The organism is Nostoc sp. 'Peltigera membranacea cyanobiont' 210A, assembly GCF_002246015.1.
Classification (GTDB): domain Bacteria; phylum Cyanobacteriota; class Cyanobacteriia; order Cyanobacteriales; family Nostocaceae; genus Nostoc.
The window spans coordinates 1-17,062 of the sequence record NZ_NOLJ01000016.1; the positions used below are offsets into that span (position 1 = coordinate 1).

17 protein-coding genes, 1 tRNA gene and 1 pseudogene are annotated in these 17,062 nt (G+C 42.5%); 8 read left to right on the forward strand and 11 right to left on the reverse strand.

Features of this window, described 5'->3' with window-relative positions; genetic code table 11:
• Nucleotides 1-216: 216 nt before the first annotated feature.
• A complete protein-coding gene (locus CDG76_RS33620; RefSeq protein WP_223265503.1) occupies nt 217-684 on the forward strand; it encodes an MFS transporter in 468 nt (155 codons plus the stop codon).
• Nucleotides 681-1,865 (forward strand): anion transporter, encoded by a 1,185-nt coding sequence (locus CDG76_RS33625; RefSeq protein ID WP_094353170.1) that lies wholly within the window; start codon nt 681-683, stop codon nt 1,863-1,865. Before CDG76_RS33620 ends, CDG76_RS33625 begins: the two co-directional genes overlap by 4 nt.
• A gap of 220 nt (nt 1,866-2,085) precedes the next feature.
• Here the strand turns inward: CDG76_RS33625 and CDG76_RS36780 are convergent, their stop codons facing one another.
• The 5 genes and pseudogenes from CDG76_RS36780 to CDG76_RS36785 all read right to left on the reverse strand — a co-directional run bounded on the left by CDG76_RS36780 (nt 2,086) and on the right by CDG76_RS36785 (nt 4,056).
• Entirely contained in the window at nt 2,086-2,271 is a 186-nt protein-coding gene (locus CDG76_RS36780; RefSeq protein WP_143854218.1) for a hypothetical protein, read from the reverse strand.
• Between the two features lie 4 nt (nt 2,272-2,275).
• Nucleotides 2,276-2,803 (reverse strand): annotated as a pseudogene (locus CDG76_RS33630) (RNA polymerase subunit sigma-54); the annotation flags it as partial.
• Nucleotides 2,804-2,871: 68 nt separating this feature from the next.
• Nucleotides 2,872-3,348 carry a sigma 54-interacting transcriptional regulator gene (locus CDG76_RS33635; protein ID WP_223265505.1) on the reverse strand — a complete coding sequence of 159 codons (477 nt, stop codon included), beginning with the start codon at nt 3,346-3,348 and terminating at the stop codon, nt 2,872-2,874.
• Nucleotides 3,321-3,869 carry a sensor histidine kinase gene (locus CDG76_RS33640; RefSeq protein WP_094353172.1) on the reverse strand — a complete coding sequence of 183 codons (549 nt, stop codon included), beginning with the start codon at nt 3,867-3,869 and terminating at the stop codon, nt 3,321-3,323. The genes CDG76_RS33635 and CDG76_RS33640 overlap by 28 nt, the downstream gene beginning before the upstream one ends.
• Nucleotides 3,829-4,056 carry a hypothetical protein gene (locus CDG76_RS36785; protein ID WP_143854219.1) on the reverse strand — a complete coding sequence of 76 codons (228 nt, stop codon included), beginning with the start codon at nt 4,054-4,056 and terminating at the stop codon, nt 3,829-3,831. Before CDG76_RS36785 ends, CDG76_RS33640 begins: the two co-directional genes overlap by 41 nt.
• A 287-nt stretch (nt 4,057-4,343) precedes the next feature.
• Here CDG76_RS36785 and CDG76_RS33645 point away from each other — a divergent pair, with 287 nt between their 5' ends.
• Nucleotides 4,344-4,664: a hypothetical protein gene (locus CDG76_RS33645; protein WP_094353173.1), complete on the forward strand. Its 321-nt coding sequence runs from the start codon at nt 4,344-4,346 to the stop codon at nt 4,662-4,664.
• On the opposite strand, the gene CDG76_RS36790 is transcribed toward CDG76_RS33645, so the two are convergent.
• Nucleotides 4,633-5,025, reverse strand: coding sequence for a hypothetical protein (locus tag CDG76_RS36790; protein WP_143854220.1), 393 nt, complete (start codon nt 5,023-5,025; stop codon nt 4,633-4,635). The two genes, CDG76_RS33645 and CDG76_RS36790, sit on opposite strands and share 32 nt — an antisense overlap.
• Here CDG76_RS36790 and CDG76_RS33655 point away from each other — a divergent pair.
• Nucleotides 5,018-5,428 (forward strand): hypothetical protein, encoded by a 411-nt coding sequence (locus CDG76_RS33655; RefSeq protein WP_143854221.1) that lies wholly within the window; start codon nt 5,018-5,020, stop codon nt 5,426-5,428. The two genes, CDG76_RS36790 and CDG76_RS33655, sit on opposite strands and share 8 nt — an antisense overlap.
• Before the next feature lie 178 nt (nt 5,429-5,606).
• Here the strand turns inward: CDG76_RS33655 and metK are convergent, their stop codons facing one another.
• Together metK and CDG76_RS33665 are read right to left on the reverse strand one after the other, a co-directional pair.
• On the reverse strand, nt 5,607-6,881 hold the full coding sequence (gene metK, locus CDG76_RS33660) for a methionine adenosyltransferase (RefSeq protein ID WP_094353254.1): 1,275 nt from the start codon (nt 6,879-6,881) through the stop codon (nt 5,607-5,609).
• 261 nt (nt 6,882-7,142) lie between these two features.
• Complete coding sequence (locus tag CDG76_RS33665) at nt 7,143-8,147, reverse strand: phosphoribulokinase (protein ID WP_094353176.1); 1,005 nt, start codon at nt 8,145-8,147, stop codon at nt 7,143-7,145.
• 1,217 nt (nt 8,148-9,364) lie between these two features.
• On the opposite strand from CDG76_RS33665, the gene petH reads away from it, so the two are divergent.
• The 4 genes from petH to CDG76_RS36795 all read left to right on the forward strand — a co-directional run bounded on the left by petH (nt 9,365) and on the right by CDG76_RS36795 (nt 13,411).
• Nucleotides 9,365-10,675 (forward strand): ferredoxin--NADP reductase, encoded by a 1,311-nt coding sequence (gene petH / locus CDG76_RS33670; RefSeq protein WP_094353177.1) that lies wholly within the window; start codon nt 9,365-9,367, stop codon nt 10,673-10,675.
• Nucleotides 10,676-10,890: 215 nt separating this feature from the next.
• Nucleotides 10,891-12,177: a homoserine dehydrogenase gene (locus CDG76_RS33675; protein WP_094353178.1), complete on the forward strand. Its 1,287-nt coding sequence runs from the start codon at nt 10,891-10,893 to the stop codon at nt 12,175-12,177.
• 140 nt (nt 12,178-12,317) lie between these two features.
• Nucleotides 12,318-13,040 carry a Uma2 family endonuclease gene (locus CDG76_RS33680; protein ID WP_094353179.1) on the forward strand — a complete coding sequence of 241 codons (723 nt, stop codon included), beginning with the start codon at nt 12,318-12,320 and terminating at the stop codon, nt 13,038-13,040.
• A 218-nt stretch (nt 13,041-13,258) separates the two neighbouring features.
• The gene (locus CDG76_RS36795) at nt 13,259-13,411 is read left to right on the forward strand and encodes a hypothetical protein (RefSeq protein WP_223265506.1); all 153 of its coding nucleotides are present in this window, start codon (nt 13,259-13,261) and stop codon (nt 13,409-13,411) included.
• Here CDG76_RS36795 and CDG76_RS33685 read toward each other — a convergent pair.
• From CDG76_RS33685 to CDG76_RS33695, 3 genes are all read right to left on the reverse strand, one after another.
• Complete coding sequence (locus CDG76_RS33685; RefSeq protein WP_190241067.1) at nt 13,406-13,750, reverse strand: hypothetical protein; 345 nt, start codon at nt 13,748-13,750, stop codon at nt 13,406-13,408. The genes CDG76_RS36795 and CDG76_RS33685 overlap by 6 nt on opposite strands.
• Before the next feature lie 691 nt (nt 13,751-14,441).
• Nucleotides 14,442-14,513, reverse strand: a tRNA-Lys gene (locus CDG76_RS33690).
• Between the two features lie 63 nt (nt 14,514-14,576).
• Nucleotides 14,577-16,826, reverse strand: coding sequence for a GAF domain-containing protein (locus CDG76_RS33695; RefSeq protein ID WP_094353180.1), 2,250 nt, complete (start codon nt 16,824-16,826; stop codon nt 14,577-14,579).
• Nucleotides 16,827-17,062: the final 236 nt, after the last annotated feature.

The following is a 17,062-nucleotide window of genomic DNA, read 5'->3' on the forward strand; positions in this document are numbered from 1 at the left end:
TCGCCGATCAAATTAACCTTATTCACATTCTCCTCCTTTTGTCAACTATCTACATGTTGCATTGTTCCATAATCCTTTTCCTGACTTACTTACAGCAATGTTAAGAAACATGTGACTAATGCATAGCCCGCAAGCGGGGAGGGGAGACAAAGCGCAGCTTTGGCGGGGTGGGGTTCTTGGGGTTTAGTAAGTAATCAAGCGGACATGATATTAGTCATGATTCCAGTGTCTAACTTGGCTGGGCGTTTCGCACATACAGCCCGAAAACCCATATTTATGCTTGGCTTTGCCGTCTTACCGATTCGAGGAGTGCTGTATACACTTTCGGACAATCCCTATTTTCTCGTTTCTGTGCAAATTCTGGATGGTATTGCAGGCGGGATTTTTGGTGTGCTTTCGGTGTTGATGGTAGCTGATTTGACTAAAGGCACGGGACGCTTTAATGTTACCCAAGGGATGCTCAACACTGCCATTGGTGTTGGTGCGGGTTTGAGCAACGTGTTGGCTGGGTTTGTAGTTAAAAGTGCTGGTTACAATGTTGGTTTTTTGATTTTAGCAGCGATGCCTGCGGCGGGCTATGCCTACGCAGTTGTGGCTTTAGCAGTTTTTTGGTTCTGTGTACCTGAAACAAAAACAGGAGTTAATAGAAAAGCATTACATCAAAAGCATTTAGCGAAATCATGATTGTTTTCAGATACATCATCATTGGGCTGACTTATATCGGTTTGGGTTTAGGATATCTCCCTGGTTTGCGGATGAACCGAGCCAGTATTGCTTTAGTTGGTGCATCTTTACTGATGGCTTTCGGGGTATTAGACCTCAAAGAAGCATGGCAAGCGATAGACTATAAAACGCTGATTTTCCTGTTTGGCATGATGGTAATCAGCACAAACTTAGCTTACGCTGGTTTTTTCCAATTAACCCTTGATACAGTTACACACTTTACTCGTAGCCCTTTGGGTTTGCTAATTGTTTTAACTTTTGGCAGTGGGATTCTCTCGGCTTTTTTTCTGAATGATACCATTGCTCTAATTTTGACTCCTTTGGTTCTCGGTTTAACCCAAACTTTAAACCTCAATCCCATTCCTTACTTACTTGCCTTGGCGGGAGCAACTAATCTGGGTTCAGTAGCTACCTTAAGTGGTAATCCGCAAAATATTTTGATTGGTTCCTTCTCTGGTATCAGCTATCTCGATTTTGCGAAAGCATTGACTCCCATCGCATTAGTCAGTTTGTTAATCCAAATTGGATTATTGTGGTGGCTTTATCCTGATGTTCGTTCTACTAAATCGTGTCCGAGTGTAACCCCCGTGCGTTACCGCATATTTAAACCGTTGCTTACTAAAAGCCTATTGATCACAGGAGGACTATTAATTGCATTCTTAATGGGGATACCTCCAGCCCAAGCAACATTTGTAGCCGCTGGTTTACTCTTCATTACTAGGCGAATCAAACCGCAACGAGTTTTAAATAAAGTAGATTGGGACTTATTGGTGATGTTTTCTGGACTATTTGTTGTGACTGCTGGAGTAGAAAAATTAGGAATATTGAATTTATTTAGCGGTTTAGTTTATACTCCTATGAACATATTAGGAATTACTGCTCTCCTTTCAAATTTAGTTTCTAATGTTCCAGCCGTATTGTTACTACAACATTTAATTCCCCATCCAGATACAAAAACCTGGTTACTATTAGCAGCAGGATCTACCTTAGCAGGTAATCTAACTTTGTTAGGTTCAGTTGCTAATTTAATTGTTGCTGAGGCTGTCGCAAAACTTGGTTATCAATTGTCATTCTGGGAACATCTGCGTTTTGGTCTACCGTTAACTGTCGTGACTCTCATCCTGGCTTATTTTTGGATTTAGGGACTTCCAAATAAAAAAATACTCAAAAAACCGGCGAAAAAACTCTCTCCTTCCATACGGTTCGGATAAGGTTTTTTGATGACACGCCGCTAATTGCAAAGACGCGATAAATCGCCGTCTCTACAATAATCAGTCCTTTGTAGAGACGGCGATTTATCGCGTCTCTTTCCTTAACCCAAGCGTATTGTCTTAGTCATTAGTCATTCGTCAACAATCAAACTTAAAATTTCAGGCTCAAAGCCGCAACGTTCAAGCTCAAAGGTGCAACGTTCAGGTTCAAAGGCGCAACGTTCATGTTCAAAGGCTCAACGTTTAGGTTCAAAGGTGCAACTTCCAGGTTCAAAGGCTCAACGTTCAGGTTCAAAGGTGCAACTTCCAGGTTCAAAGGCTCAACGTTCAGGTTCAAAGGCTCAACTTTGATATTTCAAGAGGCTTCCTTGCTTCCTGCTCTTGCTTCCCATCTTTTTATCAGTCAAGTTGCGGTGATGTGATGACTTTATCCCGGAAATTTTACGGTATTTTGTAACTGTTCTGCGAGTGATTGGCAGACAAAATCGGATTTTCAAAAGCTGGGCTAATTGCTCATCAGTATAAGGATTGGCGGGTGATTCTTCTGGAATTAACTGTATTAGCATCTGTTGGATTTGTTGAGGAGTACGTCCGCCTACTCCTACAGGAACACATAGTGAATGCAATGGAATTATCCGACTGTGTTGATTGCAAACTAATATATGCCGTCCCCGCACAATCCGGCTGACTGTAGAGTTACTAAGTCCTACCGATTGAGCTATTAATTGCTGAGGGGTAGACACTAAGTCTAATTTATCCCGACTCTGCAAAAAAGCTTGCTGGCGCTCAACTAAAAATTTCCCAACTTTGAGCAGATTTTCTTGCCATTGTTGCAAAGCTGTGAGTAAATTTCTAGCTTTTTGTAATAATGCTTCTAGTTGTTGGGTATCTCGCCTTGATTTTGGTGATTACTGGAAAAGCTTAATGGCTTTGGAATTCAGACAAAAACGTTGTTTGACTTCATAGGATAAAGTGCTAAAGCATGGCGGATAAAGTTTATTTCTAACTGAGCGATCGCTTGTTCTAAGTTCAAATTTATCTGATGTTCTTGATTAAAAATGAGATGCTCTGGAAGGATGGTTCTTCCTCCAGAAAAAACTGCTGCTCTCTCTAAAGTATTTTGCAGTTCTCGCACATTTCCTGGCCAATCGTAATCTCTGAGTTTTTTTAGGGCGGTTGAGGTGATTGCTAAATTTTTAATTCCGTTTCTTAGAGCAATAGAACTTAAAAAATGTTGGGTAAGTTGTTCTAAATCTTCGGGGCGATCGCGCAAAGGTGGCAGTTCAATTCGTACTACGTTAAAGCGATAGTAAAGGTCTTCTCGAAACTGATTGAGGCGAACTAATTGCTCTAAATTCCGATTGGTGGCAGCTAAAATGCGGACATCTACAGTTTTGGTTTGGTTACTACCCAAGCGCTCGAAGGATCGAAAATGCGATCGCGTTCTTCTGGTGCTAAACCTGCGCCAGTATCTTTTACCCAAGTCACTAAGTAGTCTTGCTCTTTGCTTACACCAACCTCTACTTCACTTTCCGGTGGACTAGCTTGGATGGCATTTAAGATTAAGTTAACCATCACCTGTCCTAACTCCCGACGGCGTAGTGGTACTTGGGGCAGAGGTTCAGCAGCAGAGCGATAAAAAAGCGTTACTCCCTGTTCTTCGGCTTTGAGACGTAATAGAGAAACTGATTCAGAAGCGATCGCTTCTAGGGAAGTAATTACCATTTCTTTCTGCTGATTTTGGTCAAAATACAATAGCCGTCGCACCAGCATCTCTAAACGGTCTACTTGTTCTAGTAAACTAGCGATCGGTAAAGTCGTAATTCCCTGCTTTTTTAATTGCCGTTCTGTATATTGCAAATTGAGGCGCATACTAGCTAAGGGATTGCGGACTTCATGAGCTACCCCTGCTACCAGTTGTCCTAGAGAAGCCAAGCGCTATTAGTCTAGTGTTGGCAAAAGCTAATTCTCTCTGATTTCTGGCAACAACAGCACCTTCCAGACTTTGAAATAGTTGTACCACTAACCACAAAGCAGCTCCACTTAAACCTAAAAAAAGGATGCTGAGGATTGTTAGCTGTCGCCGCAGTGTCCAACGTTGAGGTAACACAATAGGTTGCATGGAATAAGGGTTAGAACTTCTAGAAGTGCAAAAACTATAGCGGTTCTCGTTTGGATGCAGTATCCGTTGACCCCACCCCCAACCCCTCCCCGCAAGCGGGGAGGGGAGACAAAGCGTAGCTTTGGCGGGGTGGGGTTCCGAGTGGATTACAACGAAGCGCAAAAACTATGCCAAATTCCAGTCGCTCATTCTTCATCCTGCCTTACTAGCTAGCCAGTGTCTTGTATCTATGGCACGAGTTTTGCACTCTTACAGTTATGGTTAACGATTAAATTGAATTAAAGCAGATGAATAACTCTAAAGTTCGCATTCCGAAAGAAATTGCTCCCGATGTTTTCGCCTTGGCGGCTCAGTTGTATGCCCAAGAAAATCAGGATTATTGTTTAGAAGAAATTATGCAAGCTGGGGCGGAAGTACAAATTCCTCCAGAGGTGATTCAACAAGCAATACAGCAGATTCAAGCCAAGCAAATCCGAGATCGCGATCGCCAACGCTCTTTAAAGTTAATTTTAACTCAATACAGTTCAGTTAAGCATTTCTTTCTTCTCTCAGTGTCCTCTGCGCCTCTGTGGTTCGTTAAAAAAATTGACTTTGACAAAGAGTTTTAGCCTTAACTGAACCGTATTGAATTTTAACTAGTGGCGGCATCGGAGCAGCGATCGCACTTTTCGGTTTTTGGACATACAATACTGTTGCTAGTAATGCTACACCAAGTGGGCGATCGCTAAAAGCTAATCTCCCAAGCGCCAATTTACCCAATCCTAATCCTCTAGAGATTCCCCCAGCACCCCCACCAGGATTACCCCCCGCAGCCGGAACCACTTTCACCGGAGAGGTAAAACAGTATCTGCTCAACCCTGAAGGTAAGGTGGATGGGCTATTACTCAATAACGGGCTACAGGTGAAATTTCCTCCCCAGATGGCGGACAGTTTAGTGGCGATGATTACCCCAAACACGAAAGTGAGCATTTTTGGCAATCCTGGCTTTTCCACTCGCTTCGGACAGGAAGTGAGAGCCAAAAAAATCACCAATTCTCAAACTGGACAGACTTTAGTCGAACAACCTTCCACAACCGCCCCCCAACCCCCCAACTTAAACAACTACAGTACCTTATCTGCGGAGGGAACTGCTCAGAATTGGTTGGTGGGACATCAAGGAGAAATTAACGGCGTTATTATCTCTAATGGCACAATTGTCAAATTCCCGCCCCATGTAGGCGAACAGCTAGCCAGTATCGCGAACATCGGAAACACAATTCAAGCCAAAGGATTCGGCACTCGCAATCGTTACGGACAGATTTTAGAAGCTACGGCATTGTCAGTTAATGGGCAATCTGTATCTTTGCAACCAAAAGCCATCACCAGCCCGTAATACCATTGACAAAAATCTTTGCAACAGATGAATATGCTGTCGGGGCGTTTAGCTTGACAAAGTAGTAGTTTTACTTTTGGATATTCAGGTGGCTAGTAAAAAATGAGGGTATTGCTAACTTGTTAAGTTGCCAATACCCTCACGTAGACAAACTAAGTTTTTGTAGTAGCCTATAAGTCTAAGTTACTGCCTGAGCAACTACTGCCGAAAGTGACTCATTCGCTGCTTGCTTCAACAATTCGGCTTTATCGGTCTGTTCCCAGGGCAAGTCTAAATCAGCCCGCCCAAAATGACCGTAAGCCGCGACGTCCTGATAAAAACGTCCGCCTCGTTCACTTGGTAAGTTCCGTAAGTTGAAGGTATGGATAATCCCTGCTGGACGCAGTTCAAAGTGTTTGTTGATTAATTCCAGTAAGGTTTCTTCATCCACTTTGCCAGTGCCAAAGGTATCCACTAGGATACTTGTTGGTCGTGCTACACCAATAGCATAAGATAGCTGGATTTCAACTTTTTCTGCCAACCCAGCGGCGACAATATTTTTCGCTACATAGCGAGCCGCATAAGCAGCAGAACGGTCTACCTTTGTGGGGTCTTTGCCAGAAAAAGCGCCGCCACCATGCCGTGAATAGCCACCGTAGGTATCAACGATTATTTTCCGTCCTGTCAGACCAGAATCTCCTTGAGGGCCACCAACGACAAATTTGCCAGTGGGGTTGACTAAAAAACGTGTTTCCTCATTAGGTTTAACGTCAATGTCGCCAAAAACAGGTTCGACCACTGCTGACCAGAGGTCTTGTTTAATTTTGGCTTGTACCGCCGCCTCATCCGTAATTTCCCCAATACTAGCTGTATGCTGAGTGGAAATTAGAATCGTATCAATACCTACGGGGCGTCCATCTTCGTAGACTACAGTTACTTGGGTTTTACCGTCAGGACGCAGGTATGACAATTCACCTGTTTTACGGACTGCTGCCAATCGGCGAGCAATGCGGTGGGCGAGACTGATGGGTAAGGGCATCAGTTCTGGTGTTTCGTTGCTGGCAAAGCCAAACATTATACCTTGATCGCCCGCACCAATTTTGTCAAATTGTTCATCACTATCTTGTTCGCGGGTTTCTTGGGCGGTGTTAACGCCTTGGGCAATATCGGGCGATTGTTCGTCTAAAGCCAGCAGAACGCTGGTACTGTTAGCAGAAAAGCCATTGTCAGCATTGGTGTAGCCAATTTCAGCAATTTTTTTCCGGGCGAGATTGACGAAATTTACGTTAGCTTTGGTGGTTATTTCACCAGTGATTAGCACCAAACCAGTATTAACTACGACTTCAGCGGCGACACGACTGCTAGGGTCTTGTGTCAATAGGGCATCCAGAATAGTATCAGAAATCTGATCGCAGATTTTATCTGGATGACCTTCGGTGACTGACTCAGAGGTAAATAGATATCGACGAGACAAAGGAAATTCCTCCATCGAGAGTTTTTTCGTTGACTAAATGTGGATATTTAGTTCAACTACTAATTTATGAAATCATAACAATATTTATACTTCAGTCGTTAGTATCTTCTTGATATTGATAAAAACCACTAACTATAAGGTAAATATGCGTAAGTAAGATAAATGTATGCTAATTATTTTTTAGTTAAAATGTATTTAATAACACAAAAAAAGGGAGCACCCGGAAGCGCCCCCACAAGCTTTGACACAAACACTGCTGCTTTAAACCTGAACCGCTAACTTTGCTTCCGTAGCTGTCAACCGCTCATAAGCAGCACGCATCTTCAAACCTGTAAGCACTTGGAAGAAGCCAGTTCCATTATTGGAACCTGGATACTCGCGGTGCTGGAGTAACAAGTGAGTCAATTCACCCTGATATTTTGTGGATGTATTACTGAGATGGGTTTCGATGTAAATGACTTCTTCCAAGTTGTCAAATTGACCATCAACCTCTAATACTGAGACATAGCGGCCGTAGTAAACATCTGAACCGTAGTACAGTTGCATACCAGGATAAGAACAGGTCAGCTTGCGTCCACAGGGAGTCCAATTGATTGTTGATCCTTCATCAAATAGGTAGGTTGGATCGAAGCCTTCCTTACCTTCCCGCTGAAGCATACGTACCCGTAGAACTCTGCGCTCGGTGTCGTTTTTGATCAAGTTTGTGGGCAATACCTGAAGAACCACATCAGCAAATTCTCTTTGTGGTTCGATAAATTTATCAAAGTCAGGTTTGCGGGAATTGATTTGCGCTAACACATCTTCGTAGCGATGACCGCGTTCAGCCATATCTCGCTGGATTTTCCAGGCAATTTTGACCTCATCGCTAATGTCAAAATAAACACTGAAGTCGATTAGCGATCGCACCCGCTCATCATATAAAGGATGCAGTCCTTCAACAACTATAATGTGATTCGGCTCTACCCGCTCTGGCGGGTCAATCAAGCCGGTTTCGTGGTTGTAAATCGGCTTATCAATAGCTTGACCACTTTTGAGCGCTTTAATTTGCTCATACATCAAGTCAAAATTGTTCGCCCTGGGGTCTAGCGCCGTTATTCCCGTTTCTTTGCGCTGTTTGCGATCCAAGGAGTGATAGTCATCCAAGCAGATGACTGTCATTAAATCTTCACCAAACAAATCTATCAAACGACGCAAAAACGTAGATTTACCGCAACCAGAGTCTCCGGCTACTCCAATCAGTACCACGCGTTCCGGCTTACTTGTCATAAATCTCCTCTAAAATACTAAAGTTGTGTCAATAATTTTTCACACAGCAGATTTTGAAGCCAGGAGTTTACCCCTTTGGTTTATCCTGCGTTCTTGCTACCTAGCACATCTATAAGACACCAAGCGGGTAGGCAACAAAGTAATTAAGTTGCTACTCGTCGGACTAGCCTGAATGTTGGTGCCGGTAAGTATTTAATCCTAGTGATATATTTGATTTTAACAGAAGGGGGTATCCCATACAAGATTGCTGTCAAGAAGAATTAGCGTGGTTCCTCAATCATTTTTTTGTTAATTTAGTTGTTAATTTAAAAATGGGGATCAGCACTGCCCATCAGCGTTGCACCTTTATCAGTCTGCTACTTGTGACTCTATAGAATCAAGACTATAAGGTATAATTTATTATTGCCGCAAATTTTCTAATCTTTCTAAATTGTAATTCCTCCTCGACAATACTTAATATATTCAAAGCAAAAATCTATCCAACGAATGAGGAAATAACTTGCATTACCCAAATTTTTGGCTGTAAATTTATGAATATGCTCATATAGAAGCGTTGACGTTATGGCAAAGTACTGATGCAAGGTTGACAGATTTTTCACATCAAGTGAAACTAATTACAGTTGCTTAAATTATGATTGTCTATCTCGTGATATTTGTGGCTGGAGTTGTCGTAGTTATGTAATTGTCCATAGATAGGTAATGAAGATAGCTAACAACATTCCAGAAGAGTAGTAGATTTGGAGAAGTAAAACCAATCAGAAGAAAACCTTCCTTTCTTGGCATTCTCCGATTTAAACCCCTGGAGTAAGCAAGCACAAGGGAAGCTTTTGGAGGTAAACTGAGCGGTAGCTTCCACCGATCAAAGTAGCCCTCCGAGAATATCTACTATTGTGATATTGTGAGTTGCTCATAGGGTACTAAGGTAAAAAGCTATCTCCCTGATGGGGGTGCTAGTTAACGAAAAAAAGATTAAATTGATTCATTATTAACATTCTCCACAAGACTTATCCTTTACCTTAGAAGGTGAACAGGTGTGTTTTTTGCTATGCCTGCATGTCTTTGGTGAGTGTACTTAGCAAGGCATTAATTTAATGATGCCGTTTTTCCTTCTTTCTCCAGTTTTGTGAAACGAAAATCCGGTAAACTAAAGCTGGCAAGGTAGGGGAATAGTTTTTTTTTGAAAAACGGTTAAGTAAATTATCGGAGTGGTAGAACGAATGTACAATCAAGGTGCTGTTGAGGGTGCTGCCAACACAGAATTAGGTAGCCGCATCTTCCTTTATGAAGTGGTGGGTTTGCGTCAAAGCGAAGAAACCGATCAAACCAACTACCCAATTCGGAAAAGTGGCAGTGTGTTCATCAGAGTGCCTTACAACCGCATGAATCAAGAAATGCGACGTATCACTCGTCTAGGCGGCACAATTGTTAGCATCCAGCCTGTAACTGCTCTAGAGCCAGTTAATGGTAAAGCCTCATTTGGGAGTGCTACAAGCGTTGTCAGCGAGTTAGCTACATCTGGGGAAACTGCTAACAGTGAAGGGAATGGTAAAGCCACACCTGTAAATGCTCATAGTGCTGAAGAGAACAAGGACAAGAAAGGCAACACCATGACTCAAGCGAAAGCCAAAAAAGACCACGGTGACGTTCCTGTTAACACTTACCGTCCCAATGCTCCGTTTATTGGTAAGGTAGTATCTAATGAACCGCTAGTCAAAGAAGGTGGTATTGGTATTGTTCAACACCTTAAATTTGACATTTCCGCTGGGGACTTGAAGTATATAGAAGGTCAAAGTATTGGGATTATTCCACCAGGATTAGACAAGAACGGCAAGCCGGAAAAACTTAGACTGTATTCTATCGCCTCAACTCGTCATGGCGATGATGTAGATGATAAGACAGTATCATTATGCGTCCGCCAGTTGGAATACAAGCACCCAGAAACTAGCGAAACAGTCTACGGTGTTTGCTCTACACACCTGTGTTTCCTCAAACCAGGGGAAGAAGTGAAAATTACAGGGCCAGTGGGTAAGGAAATGTTGTTACCCGATGACCCCGAAGCTAATGTGATTATGTTGGCAACCGGAACGGGTATTGCCCCGATGCGGGCTTATCTGTGGCGTCAGTTTAAAGATGCAGAAAGAGCAGCTAACCCAGAATACCAATTTAAAGGATTCTCTTGGCTAATATTTGGTGTGCCGACAACTCCAAACCTTTTATATAAGGAAGAACTGGAAGAAATTCAACAAAAATATCCTGAGAACTTCCGCCTCACTGCTGCCATCAGTCGGGAACAGAAAAATCCCCAAGGCGGTAGAATGTATATTCAAGACCGCGTAGCGGAACATGCAGATGAATTGTGGCAATTGATTAAAAATGAAAAAACCCACACCTACATCTGCGGTTTGCGCGGTATGGAAGAAGGTATTGATGCAGCCTTAACTACTGCTGCTGCTAAGGAAGGCGTAACCTGGAGTGTTTACCAGAAGGAACTCAAGAAAGCTCATCGCTGGCACGTAGAAACTTACTAATTTGGTCATTAGTCATTGGTCATTGGTCATTAGTCACTTGTACTGAGCGTTCGCGTAGCGTCTCGTAGAGAAGTCGTTGGCGTAGCCTCTCGTAGAGAAGTATTAGTTTTAGACAAAGGACAAAGAACGAAGGACAAATGACAAAGGAAGCAGGATAATCAGTAGGTAGGGCAAACGCTCTACCTACAATTGTTATTGGTGAAATTGGGTGCAAAATGGGTGTGAAACTAGGAATACTGGGATTAGGCACCGTGGGAACGGGAACAGTGCAGTTGTTGCAAGATAGCGCTGGGCGTCACCCATTGTTGCAAGAGATAGAAATTTATCGGGTGGGAGTCCGATCGCTAGATAAACCCCGTGCAGTAGAATTGTCTACGGAAGTCTTAACTACAGATTTAGAATCAATTGTCAACGATCCAGCGGTGGATATAGTTGTCGAGGTGATGGGTGGGCTGGAGCCGGCGCGATCGCTAATTCTCAAAGCTTTAAGTAATGGCAAACACGTAGTTACAGCCAATAAAGCAGCGATCGCCCGCTTCGGAGCAGAAATTTTCACTACTGCCAATCAAGCTGGCGTATACGTCATGTTAGAAGCCGCTGTGGGTGGTGGTATTCCAGTGATTCAACCCCTAAAGCAATCTTTAAGTGTTAACCGAATTCATACTGTAACAGGTATTGTTAACGGTACAACAAACTACATCCTGACGCGGATGCAAACAGAAGGCAGCAACTTCAATGATGTCTTAGCTGATGCCCAGCGCTTGGGTTATGCTGAGGCTGACCCGACAGCTGATGTCGATGGCTTAGACGCAGCTGATAAAATTGCCATCCTCGCATCATTAGGCTTTGGTGGACGCATCAACTTGCAAGACGTTTATACTGAGGGGATTCGGCAAGTCAGCAAAACAGATATTGCCTACGCCGAGAAATTGGGATTTGTGATTAAATTGTTAGCGATCGCTAAACGTGATACTCCCTCATCCCCGCTTTCTGTCAGAGTTCATCCTACCTTAGTGCCTCAAGCCCACCCTTTGGCTAGCATCAACGGCGTTTACAATGCCATTCTTGTCGAAGGAGAACCCATTGGACAAGTAATGTTTTTTGGCCCTGGTGCTGGTGCTGGTGCAACCGCCAGTGCTGTCACGTCAGATATTTTGAATTTAGTTGCTGTTCTCAAAACTAATACAGCAGTTACAAATCCATTATTAGCTTGTGGGCATCAGGAATACTGCCAAATTGCGCCGATGGCAGAATTGATAACTCGATTTTACGCCCGTTTCCTCACCAATGACCAACCCGGAGTTATCGGTAAATTGGGGACTTGCTTTGGCAACTATGGCGTTAGCTTAGAGTCAATTGTCCAAACAGGCTTTCAAGGAGAACTAGCAGAGATTGTGGTTGTTACCCATGATGTGCGGGAAGGCAATTTTAGGCAAGCTTTGGCAGAAATTCAGAATTTCTCAGCGATCGAAAGCATTCCCAGCTTACTACGTGTACTTTGAGATTAGTCGGGAGTGAAGCTCGTCAACTTGCTTTGCTCCAATTTTTAATTATCTCAAAGGATTCTTAGCTGCGAGTAAAACTTGGTTAAGTACGCAAGCTAAACTAAAAAATAAACTTCACCCAGCGCGAGGCTAGACCTATGACCTCTGCAACCGATCCATCCACCGCCCTCACTCCTTTCCCCGATCATACGCAGCTACCAGAGTCAGACGGTACATTTGTGAAAAATTGGCAAGAGCATCCCCAAAGCATCTTACTCACTGACTCAATTACACCTATCCTCAAACAATTACATCCTGAAGGTGAATATTGTATAGGTCAGGACTTAGGTATTTACTGGCGCTTGACAGATCCGCCAGAACGAGGTGCAGAAGCACCAGATTGGTTTTATGTAGGAAATGTACCGCCCTTACTCGATGGACAAACGCGGAGGTCTTATGTACTGTGGCGAGAATTTATTGCACCCTTGATTGCCTTGGAATTTGTTTCTGGGGATGGTAGTGAAGAACGGGATAAAACCCCTTGGCAGGGGAAATTCTGGATTTATGAGCAAGTAATTCATCCGGCTTTTTATGGTATTTATGAAGTGAATAAAGCCAACTTAGAAGTTTATGAATTAATTGGTGGACAATATCAGTTATTAGCAGCAAATGAACGCGGACATTATCCGATTACCCGCTTGGGAGTTGAGTTAGGTTTATGGCAAGGAGAATATCAAAACGCTCAATTGCCCTGGTTACGTTGGTGGGATTTGCAGGGTAATTTGTTGTTGACTGGTGAGGAAAGAGCCGAACAGGAAAGACAAAGAGCCGATCGCTTGACTGCCCAATTGCGATCGCTCGGTATTGAACCAGAGGTTTAAGTATTTGCTTTAAGGGTGCGATCGCGCCAATTTTAGATTTGCCTGGGGAACGTAAACAAGTAATAGACTAGGTACGTAGAGGCGCAAAAATTCGCGCCTTTATGGTTTGTCGAGATAGTAGGATTGAAGTACGCCAGCTAAAGAGTCCCATTTGCTGATGTAGTACCAATAAACATCAACAATAACTGAATGGGTGTTAATAATAAGGAGTAAGCGCCGTGGTCAATTTGAATAATTATAACGCAGAATTAGCTGATAAAGAAATTTTAGATGACGAAGACAATGATGAAGAACAATATGAAAAAGTAACTTTTCAATACGATCCAGAAAAAATAAATATCGCTACAAGGGAGCCAACCATTTTTTCATAAATGTGCTGATATATTAAGTTCATCTATAACTAAAAGATAATTTTGACCCTTACCATCTATTAAATCCCTGTATGCTAGCCCTAAAGCGCGGATGAAGTGTCCCGAATAAAATTTATACATAATAGAATTACCTTGACTTTGTGGCAATAGCTTTCCCACAAAATCAGAATAAGTATATTCGGGATGAAATACAGTCTTAATTGTATTGTCTAACATATTACTCAGTGAATCAAAATGTATTTTTAAATCATTTATTGCAATTGAACGAATCTGGTAACTTTTACCGATACCAGGACTACCAAAAATAATCTTTTGGATTGGTTTTGTTTGCTGATTCATAATTTAGGTTTAGCTTTGTTTATTATTTAGAAAATCATGCTAACTCTAACTCATATCAAAAAATTGGATAGTAAATCTTCAGTATTATTTAATACTTGTGCTTAATTTAGTAAATATAATTAATTACGCAATGTGGTTGCTAATGTAGTGAAATGAAGCAATCCTAGCCCTTGCGATTGCTTCGCTCCGGTCGCAATAGCTGTAATTAATTTTGTTGAGTTGCTTAACAAGTTCCCGTTGAGTCACTTGATTAAATAGTTTTAAAAGCTAAGTCACTTTATATACCTATTTTTTAACAATCAAGACTTGGATTCCCTAGCAAGCATAAAAAGTTGGATGAAAATATACTTAAGTATGTACTTTGGTATGCAACTTTTTCCACACCAAAGTACATACATATAAATATAGGTGATAGCACTCTACCGCAGAGACAGCACCATTATGAAATCAACTTGAAGCACAGAATTTTAAAAAAGTCAAGTTTGGTATAAATTATATTAAAAATTTTCTAGTAAGTTCTTAGGAATTATCAGAAACAGGTTTTATAAAGGGATTATAACCAAAAATTATATTACTAAGTCTGACATATAATTTTTCTGTATTCCAGCTATCCGTTGCAATCCTGTCTCATAGGGTAAATTGATTTTATCCCTTGAGAGAAAACTGAGAGAAAAACAAAATACTTAAAAAGTGGGTGACGAGGGAATCGAACCCGCAACCAATAGATTAAGAGTCTACTGCTCTACCGTTGAGCTAGTCACCCACACGAATAACAATCGTAGCATAACCTCTGATAATTTAGCTAGTGCTATGCCCAAAAAAGTAATTAAAAGGGGAATTTGACGGTGAAGGTGGTTTCACCTGCTGCACTCTCTACATAAATTGAGCCACCTAAATGTCTGACCATTTTCTGCACTAATGCCAATTCCAGCCCCGTGCCGCTATGTTTCCAAGGATCGTGTTTGGAAAGGTGATAAAAAGGTTCAAAAATCCGCGAGAGTTCATTGCTGGTAAGCTCTATTCCTGAATTGGTAATATTAAGCTCGACTGCATCCCCAATCAACTGAGCAGAGACTGCGATCGCTTCCCCGGCAGGGGTGTATTTGCAGGCATGGTTGAGCAGTTCGGTGACAATCCGCTCCAAATCAGTGATATCTGTCTCCAAAGGCGGCAGCGCGCGATCGACACTCAGGTTTAACTGCTGTCGCTGGCAGTTGGTGAGGTCTCGAAAAGACTCGATAATGGGGTGAAGCCAGCTTTGAAAGTCAATGGCAATCAAGGTTGGAGGATCGGGTTCCGCTTCGAGATATGTGAGTGTGAGTAAGTCGTTAATTAACTTACTTTCTCGCCCACACTCGTTATGCAGAATCTGCAAGAGTTGCGGTACTATTTCTATCTCTGATATTTCTGCTGGTGTGAGGACACTTTCGAGAGTTTGGACTGCAAGGCTGATGCTGGTTATTGGTGTCCGCAGTTCTTGGGAAAGAGTTCTGAGAAATTGGTTTTTGAGCCGATCGCGTTTTTCTAGTTCTTTTACCTGTGCCTGGTTTTGTTTGTAAAGCTGGGCTTGACGAATGGCGATCGCACATTCATTTGCTACCTGCTGCATTAGCTCGATTTCAAATTCGTCAAAAGCCTCTTGTGATGGTCTTGTCAACCAAATATTTCCTAAAATTCCTTGAGTATCAAAAATTGGACAAGCCATCTGGGACATAACTAGCAACTTTGGTTGCCATTCCGGCGCCATTTCCAAAAATTGCAATGGTTGTTTTTGCAACAGCGGCTGATAAACTTCAAGATGGTCTGCAATCTGTTTGGTTAATCCTTGACACTGGGGCAAATTAATACTGTATTCGTAAGCAATAGTAACTAGAGTTTGACAGGTACTGTAGAGTTCAATTTGGCAACGCTCAAGGTTTAGTAACTTTACTAATTCCTGGGTAAGTGTCTGCAATACCTGAGTTTGATCCAGACTGTCGCGGATTTGTTCTGTCATGCGTCGCACCAAGGCTTCAAAGTTTCGCACCTGCTGCAACTGACTGATGTGCTTCTGCTTCTGTAACTCCATCTTGGCTTTGAGATCCTGGAGTTGCTGATGAAGTTCTGCCTGTTGGACTGCAATGCCAATTTGAGTTGCCAACTGCTTGAGCAAGTCAGTTTCCGTTTGCTGCCATTGACGCGATTCACGGCAATGCTGGGCAATCAACAGTCCCCACATATCTTGCTTTTGGAAAATTGGCACGACGAGATTGGCTCTTATCTGCAAAGATGTCAGGAAATCTATATGGCAAGGATGCAAACCGGCTGCATAAATATCTTCGACAACTTGAATGCAACCTCGCCCGTAGAGTTCTCGATGTTTGCCACCCAAGCAGGGATCGCTGATGTTTTTTCCCAATAGGGGATCGCTGGCAGCTACAGTTGATTCGGCAATGATTACTCCACTACCATCAGCCTCGAAACGATAAATCAACACGCGATCGCAATTCAAAAATTGCCGCAGTTCAATTGTAGTCTGATGCAGAATTGTCTCTAATTCTACAGATTGGTGAATCCGTCCAGCGATCGCTTCTAGCAGTTGCTCTCGTTCAACCTGGAGTCCAACTGCTTGCTCTGCTTGCTTCACAGAGGTAATATTACTACTAGTACCAATCAATCGATAAACCTTGGAGTTAGCATCCTTTAGTGGGGTGAGAGTCGTACTCCACCAAGTGGGAACTCCCTGGAATTGCAAACATTGTTCGTAAGAAATAGTTGTGCCGAAGCTTACACAGTCAGCATAATGTTGACGCACCTTTGCAGCATCAATAGCAGAGAGAATATCCTCTGGTTTTTTGCCCCGGAGATCGTCTGAGCGAATCCCTATCCACCGTTCATGAGTGGGATTAAGTGCCACATATCGGAAATCTCCATCCTCCAAAACATCAACTACAAATATTGATGCCTGTACAGAATCGTACATGCTTAGTAGAAACTGCTCGCTACTACTTTTTTCATCTACTTCTGTGCCGAAAAGAATTTGAGGTGGTGATAATTTTGTCAACTCCATAGTTGATTCCACTGGATTTATATTCATGCGAGAGTCCCACTCTTGTATTACTGACTCTTCTAGGCGCTCTCTTGTCGTTAAGCTTGTAGTAGATGCACTTTAGCGCCTATAGCAAAGTATTGTCAGCTGTTGCTCATCGAAATTTTGATCTTTCTCTACTTCTTGTCAGAAATCTAGGAAAGCTAATAGGAGTCAGCTTAACAAAATCCTGCTTTTTGAAGGTGAAAATACATTTGCAGGTTAAGGCAAACTTACTGTAATTT

What these genes read in the sequence shown, in the direction of transcription:
- CDG76_RS33665 (WP_094353176.1), bottom strand. Translation starts at nt 8,147, where the DNA reads ATGACAAGTAAGCCGGAACGCGTGGTACTGATTGGAGTAGCCGGAGAC.
- CDG76_RS36785 (WP_143854219.1), bottom strand. Translation starts at nt 4,056, where the DNA reads ATGCAACCTATTGTGTTACCTCAACGTTGGACACTGCGGCGACAGCTA.
- CDG76_RS36790 (WP_143854220.1), bottom strand. Translation starts at nt 5,025, where the DNA reads ATGCTCACTTTCGTGTTTGGGGTAATCATCGCCACTAAACTGTCCGCC.
- CDG76_RS33680 (WP_094353179.1), top strand. Translation starts at nt 12,318, where the DNA reads ATGACCTCTGCAACCGATCCATCCACCGCCCTCACTCCTTTCCCCGAT.
- CDG76_RS33620 (WP_223265503.1), top strand. Translation starts at nt 217, where the DNA reads ATGATTCCAGTGTCTAACTTGGCTGGGCGTTTCGCACATACAGCCCGA.
- CDG76_RS33695 (WP_094353180.1), bottom strand. Translation starts at nt 16,826, where the DNA reads ATGAATATAAATCCAGTGGAATCAACTATGGAGTTGACAAAATTATCA.
- CDG76_RS33685 (WP_190241067.1), bottom strand. Translation starts at nt 13,750, where the DNA reads ATGAATCAGCAAACAAAACCAATCCAAAAGATTATTTTTGGTAGTCCT.
- CDG76_RS33625 (WP_094353170.1), top strand. Translation starts at nt 681, where the DNA reads ATGATTGTTTTCAGATACATCATCATTGGGCTGACTTATATCGGTTTG.
- petH (WP_094353177.1), top strand. Translation starts at nt 9,365, where the DNA reads ATGTACAATCAAGGTGCTGTTGAGGGTGCTGCCAACACAGAATTAGGT.
- CDG76_RS33675 (WP_094353178.1), top strand. Translation starts at nt 10,891, where the DNA reads ATGGGTGTGAAACTAGGAATACTGGGATTAGGCACCGTGGGAACGGGA.
- CDG76_RS33645 (WP_094353173.1), top strand. Translation starts at nt 4,344, where the DNA reads ATGAATAACTCTAAAGTTCGCATTCCGAAAGAAATTGCTCCCGATGTT.